This window comes from Magnetospirillum sp. UT-4 (genome assembly GCF_902729435.1).
Taxonomy (GTDB): Bacteria; Pseudomonadota; Alphaproteobacteria; order Rhodospirillales; family Magnetospirillaceae; genus Magnetospirillum.
In genome coordinates this window covers 53173-59172 of record NZ_LR746526.1, presented here as the reverse complement: position 1 = coordinate 59172, position 6000 = coordinate 53173, and the positions used below count along the sequence as shown (strand labels likewise).

The 6000-nt window shown below is 70.4% G+C and carries 5 protein-coding genes; all 5 read left to right on the top strand.

The annotated features are described in order from the left end of the window. Positions 1–44 precede the first annotated feature (44 nt). The 5 genes from MTBUT4_RS19660 (at position 45) to dxs (ending at position 5666) form a co-directional block, all read left to right on the top strand. The gene (locus MTBUT4_RS19660; RefSeq protein ID WP_173981233.1) at positions 45–2144 is read left to right on the top strand and encodes an HlyD family efflux transporter periplasmic adaptor subunit; all 2100 of its coding nucleotides are present in this window, start codon (positions 45–47) and stop codon (positions 2142–2144) included. Positions 2145–2146: 2 nt separating this feature from the next. Continuing rightward, a complete protein-coding gene (locus MTBUT4_RS18730) occupies positions 2147–2443 on the top strand; it encodes a hypothetical protein (RefSeq protein ID WP_173981232.1) in 297 nt (98 codons plus the stop codon). A 102-nt stretch (positions 2444–2545) separates the two neighbouring features. After that, positions 2546–2791: an exodeoxyribonuclease VII small subunit gene (locus tag MTBUT4_RS18725; RefSeq protein WP_173981231.1), complete on the top strand. Its 246-nt coding sequence runs from the start codon at positions 2546–2548 to the stop codon at positions 2789–2791. A 22-nt stretch (positions 2792–2813) separates the two neighbouring features. Next, a complete protein-coding gene (locus MTBUT4_RS18720) occupies positions 2814–3719 on the top strand; it encodes a polyprenyl synthetase family protein (RefSeq protein ID WP_254434934.1) in 906 nt (301 codons plus the stop codon). A 12-nt stretch (positions 3720–3731) separates the two neighbouring features. After that, complete coding sequence (gene dxs, locus MTBUT4_RS18715; protein ID WP_173981230.1) at positions 3732–5666, top strand: 1-deoxy-D-xylulose-5-phosphate synthase; 1935 nt, start codon at positions 3732–3734, stop codon at positions 5664–5666. The last annotated feature ends 334 nt before the right edge of the window (positions 5667–6000 follow it).

Here is a 6000-nt window from a genome sequence, read left to right as displayed (position 1 = left end):
CTGTGTCTCCGTGTCTCTGTGGTTAATCCCCCGGCGGGGCTGCCATGACCGCCGCTGCGCTCCCCCCCTTGCGCGACGAGCTGGCGCTGCTGCCCGGCCCGGCCTCCCATGACGGCGGCCCCACCTGGACCCTGCACGATCCGCTGTCCAACCGCTTCTTCCGGCTGTCCTGGCCGGCCTTCGAGATCCTGTCGCGCTGGCACCTGGAGGATGCGGCCGCATTGGCCGAGGCGGTCCGTGCCGAGACGGTGCTGGAGGTGGAACCCGAGGACGTGGCGGGCGTGGTCGAGTTCCTCGCCCGCGGCGGGCTGCTGAAGGCGGAAGGCCCCGATGCCGTCGACCGCCTGCTGGCCATGCACGATGCCGGCAAGACCTCGGTTCTGACCTGGCTGCTGCACCATTATCTGTTCTTCCGCATCCCCCTGGTGCGGCCCGATTCGTGGCTGCAGCGGGCGTTGCCCCGGGTCGCCTGGATCGGCAGCCGGGCCTTCCGCCTCGCCACCCTGGCGGCGCTGGCCGCCGGCCTGGTCCTGGTGACGCGGCAATGGGAAGCCTTCGCCGCCACCATGGTCGATTCCTTCTCCATCGCCGGGCTGGCGGCGTTCGGCCTGGCCCTGGCCTTCGCCAAGCTCGCCCACGAGCTGGGCCACGCCTTCACCGCCAAGGCGTTCGGCTGCCGGGTGCCGACCATGGGGGTGGCGTTCCTGGTGCTGTGGCCCATGCTCTACACCGACGTCAACGAGGCGTGGAAGCTGACCGACCGCCGCCAGCGGCTGCTGGTGGGGGCGGCCGGCATCCTGGCCGAAATGACCATCGCCGCCTGGGCGACCCTGGCCTGGGGCCTGCTGCCCGACGGCGCCGCCAAGGGCATGGCCTTCACCCTGGCGGTCACCACCCTGGTGTCGTCGCTGGCCATCAACCTGTCGCCGTTCATGCGCTTCGACGGCTATTTCCTGGCCATGGACGCGCTGGACCAGCCCAACCTGCATCCGCGCTCCTTCGCCCTGGCCCGCTGGCATCTCAGGGAGGTGCTGTTCGGCCTCGGCGAGCCGGTCCCCGAGCCGCTGCCGGCGGTCACCCGCGGATGGATGATCGCCTTCGCCTGGGCGGTGTGGCTCTATCGTCTGGCGCTGTTCCTGGGCATCGCCGTGCTGGTCTACCATTTCTTCATCAAGGTGGTGGGGATCGTGCTGTTCGTGGTCGAGCTGGGCTGGTTCGTGGTGCGCCCGGTGTGGGGCGAGGTCAAGGAATGGCGCAAGCGCTGGCCCGCCATCCGCGCCGGCCGGCGGGTCCGGCGGCCGCTGGGCGTGCTGCTGCTGCTGGCGATGGTCCTGGCGCTGCCGTGGTCCGGGCGGGTCTCGGCCCCGGCCATCCTGAAGGCCGAGCAGCACGTCGCCCTCTATGCCCCGTCACCGGCCATCCTGGCCGAAATCCTGGTGGAGGAGGGGCAGGCGGTGGCGGCCGGAACCGTGCTGGCCCGCCTCGACAATCCCGATTCCCGCCACCGTCTGGAGCAGGTGGAGCGCCGCGTCGGCGTGCTGAAATACGAACTCGCCGCCATCGGTTTCGACGACGGCTTCCGCGCCCGCAGCCAATCCATCGCCGAGGAGTTGGAGGGCGCATTGGCCGAGCGGGCGGCGCTGCATGCCGAACTCGACCGTCTGACCCTGACCGCCCCGGTCGCCGGCACCGTCACCGATCTGGCGCCGGACCTGCAGCCGGGGCAGTGGGTGAACTCCCGCGCCGCCATCCTGGGCCTGCGCGGCGGCGCCCTGGTCGAGGCCTATGTCGCCGAGGCCGACCTGCCGCGCATCGCCGCCGGCGCCGCCGCCCGCTTCATCCCCGAGGGCGGCAGCGCCACCCTGGCCGCCATCATCGCCGCCATCGACCGGGTGGCGGTGCGGGCGCTGGCCGAACCGGCTTTGGCCGTCCCCTACGGCGGCACCATCCCCGCCCGCTTCGGCGACAAGGCGCTGGTCCCCGACGTGGCGCTCTATCGCGTCAGGCTCACGCTAAGCGGGGATGCGCACGACGCCCTGGTGCCGCTGCGCGGGGTGGCCCACATTGAAGGGGAACGCCGCAGCCTGCTCGGGCATTGGGCGCGCACCGTGACCGCTGTCGTGATCCGTGAATGGGGGATGTAGCCATGCGTAGCCTTCTCGTCGCCGCGTTCCTGATCCTCGCCGCCGCCGCGCCGGCCGCCGAACCCGGCAGCAACCACGACGCCGACGTCGCCGCCAAGGCGGCCCAGCTGGAGATGCTGCGCGTCCGCGCCGCCACCACGCCCAACGCCACCACCTCGACCACCCTGATCGAGGCCGACAACCTGCTCAGCCAGTACCGCGCCGCCCCGCCGGCCAAGCGCGACCCCCTGCGGGCCCAGCTCGACGCCGCCCTCGCCCGCCTGGATCTGGAGATCAGCGGCGCCCAGAGCGGGCGGTAGCCGGAGGCCGAAGCACGGGCCGCCGGCGCCCTTGCCTTCGCCGCCCGGCATCCGTAAACTTCCGCCCTTCGTTTTCGCCCCGCGCAGAAGGGATGGATCGCCATGGCGGAATTGCCGCCCGACATCGCCGGATTGAGCTTCGAGGACGCGCTGGCCCAGCTGGATGCCATCGTGCGGCAGCTGGAATCCGGCGGCACCCGGCTGGACGATGCCATCGGCGCCTACGAGCGCGGCACCCTTCTGAAGCGCCATTGCGAGGCCAAGCTGAAGGAAGCCCAGGCCAAGGTGGATCGCATCGTGCTGGGTCCCGACGGGGCCGTCTCGGCCGAGCCGGCCGATATTTCGTGATTTCAGGAAGGTGTCTCCTCCCGTGACCCGTTCCCCCACCTCCGGCCCTCTCGCCCAGGCCTTGAAGGCCGCTGCCGAAGCGGTCAACGGCGAACTGGACCGGCTGCTGCCGCCGGCCGAGGGTCCCGAGAGCCGCCTGCTCGAGGCCATGCGCTATGCCAGCCTGGACGGCGGCAAGCGGCTGCGCCCGTTTTTGGCGGTGCAGTCGGCGGCGCTGTTCAACGTTTCCCCCTCGGCGGCGCTGCGGGTCGCCTGCGCGGTCGAGATGGTGCACTGCTATTCCCTGGTCCATGACGACCTGCCGTGCATGGACGACGACGATTTGCGCCGCGGCCGCGCCACCTGCCACCGCAAGTTCGACGAGGCGACCGCGCTGCTGGCCGGCGATGGGCTGCTGACCCGCGCCTTCGAGGTGCTGGCGGCCGAGCCGACCCATTCCGACCCCATGGTCCGCTGCGAGCTGGTGTGGGAACTGGCTCACGCCGCCGGCAGCCAGGGCATGGTCGGCGGCCAGATGGTCGACCTGCTGGCCGCCGAGCTGGCCATGGACGTGCCCGCCATCACCCGGCTGCAGCAGATGAAGACCGGCCGGCTGATCGGCTTCGCCTGCGAATCCGGCGCGGTGCTGGGCAAGGCGCCGGCGCAGGCGCGCCAGGCGCTGCGCAACTACGCCCACGACCTCGGCCTGGCGTTCCAGATCGCCGACGATCTGCTCGACGTCGAGGGCGACGCGGCGGAAGTGGGCAAGGGGGTCGGCAAGGATGCCGCCGCCGGCAAGGCCACCTTCGTCTCGCTGCTGGGCGTCGAGCGCGCCCGCGCCCAGGCCTCCATGCTGGCCGAGCAGGCCTGCCGCCATCTCGATCCGTTCGGCGCCAAGGCCGAACTGCTGCGCGACACCGCGAAATTCGTGGTCGAGCGCCGCGCGTAAGGACTTTCATCCATGACGTCCCGGTCCTCCGATCCTTCCAAGCCCCGCCGCCTGCTGGACGGCGTCGATCACCCGCGCGACATCCGCGGCTTCGACGTCGACGACTTGGTCCAGCTGTCCGACGAGGTGCGCCGCGAGATGATCGAGGCGGTGTCCATCACCGGCGGCCATCTGGGGGCCGGGCTGGGGGTGGTGGAACTGACGGTGGCGCTGCACCACGTCTTCGACGCGCCCCGGGACAAGCTGATCTGGGATGTCGGCCATCAGTGCTATCCGCACAAGATCCTCACGGGGCGCAAGGGGCGCATCCGCACCCTGCGCCAGGGCGGCGGCCTGTCCGGCTTCACCAACCGCACGGAAAGTGCCTACGACCCGTTCGGCGCCGGCCATTCCTCGACCTCCATCTCGGCCGGACTGGGCATGGCGGTCGGCCGCGACCTCAAGGGCGAGGACTTCAACGTCATCGCCGTGATCGGCGACGGCGCCATGAGCGCCGGCATGGTCTACGAGGCCATGAACAATGCCGGCTCCATGAACTCGCGGCTGGTGGTGGTGCTGAACGACAACGACATGTCCATCGCCCCGCCGGTGGGGGCGATGAGCGCCTACCTCTCGCGCCTGCTGTCGTCGCGCCCCTACCTGTCGATCCGCCATTTCGCCAAGGACCTGGCGGCCATGCTGCCGCCGCCGCTGGAGCGGGCGGCCAAGCGCGCCGAGGAATATGCCCGCGGCTTCGTCTCGGGCGGCGGCACGCTGTTCGAGGAACTGGGCTTCTATTACGTCGGCCCCATCGACGGCCATAATTTCGAGCACCTGCTCCCGGTTCTGAAGAACGTGCGCGACAGCGACGAATCCAAGCCGGTGCTGATCCACGTGGTGACCCAGAAGGGCCGCGGCTATCCGCCGGCCGAGGCGGCCGCCGACAAGTACCACGGCGTCGGCCGCTTCGACGTGGTCACCGGCGCCCTGGCCAAGCCCAAGGCCAACGCCCCCAGCTATACCTCGGTGTTCGCGCGCGCCCTGGTGGCCGAGGGCAAGGCCGACGACCGCGTCGTCGCCATCACCGCCGCCATGCCGGCCGGCACCGGGCTGGACAAGTTCGCCCAGGCCTTCCCCGGACGCTGCTTCGACGTCGGCATCGCCGAGCAGCACGCGGTGACCTTCGCCGCCGGGCTGGCCTGCGAGGGGTTCAAGCCGTTCTGCGCGCTCTATTCCACCTTCCTGCAGCGCGGCTACGATCAGGTGGTGCACGACGTGGTGCTGCAGCGGCTGCCGGTCCGCTTCGCCATCGACCGCGCCGGCCTGGTGGGGGCGGACGGCGCCACCCATGCCGGCTCGTTCGACCTCGCCTTCCTGGGATGCCTGCCCGATCTGGTGATCATGAGCCCGGCCGACGAGGTCGAGCTGATGCACGCGGTCGCTACCGCCGCCGCGCTGGACGACCGCCCCTCGGCCTTCCGCTATCCGCGCGGCGAGGGCGTCGGGCTCGACCTGCCCGAACGCGGCGAGGTGCTGGAGCTGGGCAAGGGCCGTGTCGTGCGCGAGGGCACCCGGGTCGCCATCCTGTCGCTGGGCACCCGCCTGGCCGAGGCCTGCAAGGCCGCCGACGACCTGGCGGCGCGCGGGCTGTCCACCACCGTCGCCGATGCCCGCTTCATGAAGCCGCTGGACCGCGACCTGGTGCTGCGTCTGGCCCGCGAGCACGAGGTGCTGATCACCGTCGAGGAGGGCTCGGTGGGCGGCTTCGGCGCGCATGTGCTGCACCTGCTGGCCCATGCCGGCGCCCTCGATACCGGCCTCAAGGTCCGCCCCATGGTGCTGCCCGACCGCTTCATCGAGCATGACTCGCCGAAGCTGCAATACGACCAGGCCGGCCTCAACGCCGCCCAGATCGTCGCCTGCGTCGTGGCCGCGCTGGGTGAGGTGGCGGTGGCGGCGGGGGCCTAGCCGGATTCCCGCCTGCCCGTCATCGCCGGGCTTGACCCGGCGATCCACGCGTATCCGCCAGGAATCATTTTGAAGCAGGATGTTAGGCCGCACCACGTAGATGCCCGGGTCAAGCCCGGGCATGACGGGGAAGGGGAGGGCAAGCCCGGCCGGTTCCCGCTTCCATTAGATATTACTAAATAAGCAATATATACTACCAACGCCCTGGTCGAGGCGTGCCACGCTTTCGTTCAATCGAGATAACTTATAGGTGCGGCGATGGTATCACCCGCCGAGATGTTGCGTTGTGGCAATATTGAAACATGGCAAACAAGTGATATGTTATGTCCCGTTG

Bases quoted from the DNA above. Each gene is read 5' to 3' on its own strand.
- MTBUT4_RS19660 (WP_173981233.1), top strand. From the start codon at position 45: ATGACCGCCGCTGCGCTCCCCCCCTTGCGCGACGAGCTGGCGCTGCTG.
- MTBUT4_RS18730 (WP_173981232.1), top strand. From the start codon at position 2,147: ATGCGTAGCCTTCTCGTCGCCGCGTTCCTGATCCTCGCCGCCGCCGCG.
- MTBUT4_RS18725 (WP_173981231.1), top strand. From the start codon at position 2,546: ATGGCGGAATTGCCGCCCGACATCGCCGGATTGAGCTTCGAGGACGCG.
- dxs (WP_173981230.1), top strand. From the start codon at position 3,732: ATGACGTCCCGGTCCTCCGATCCTTCCAAGCCCCGCCGCCTGCTGGAC.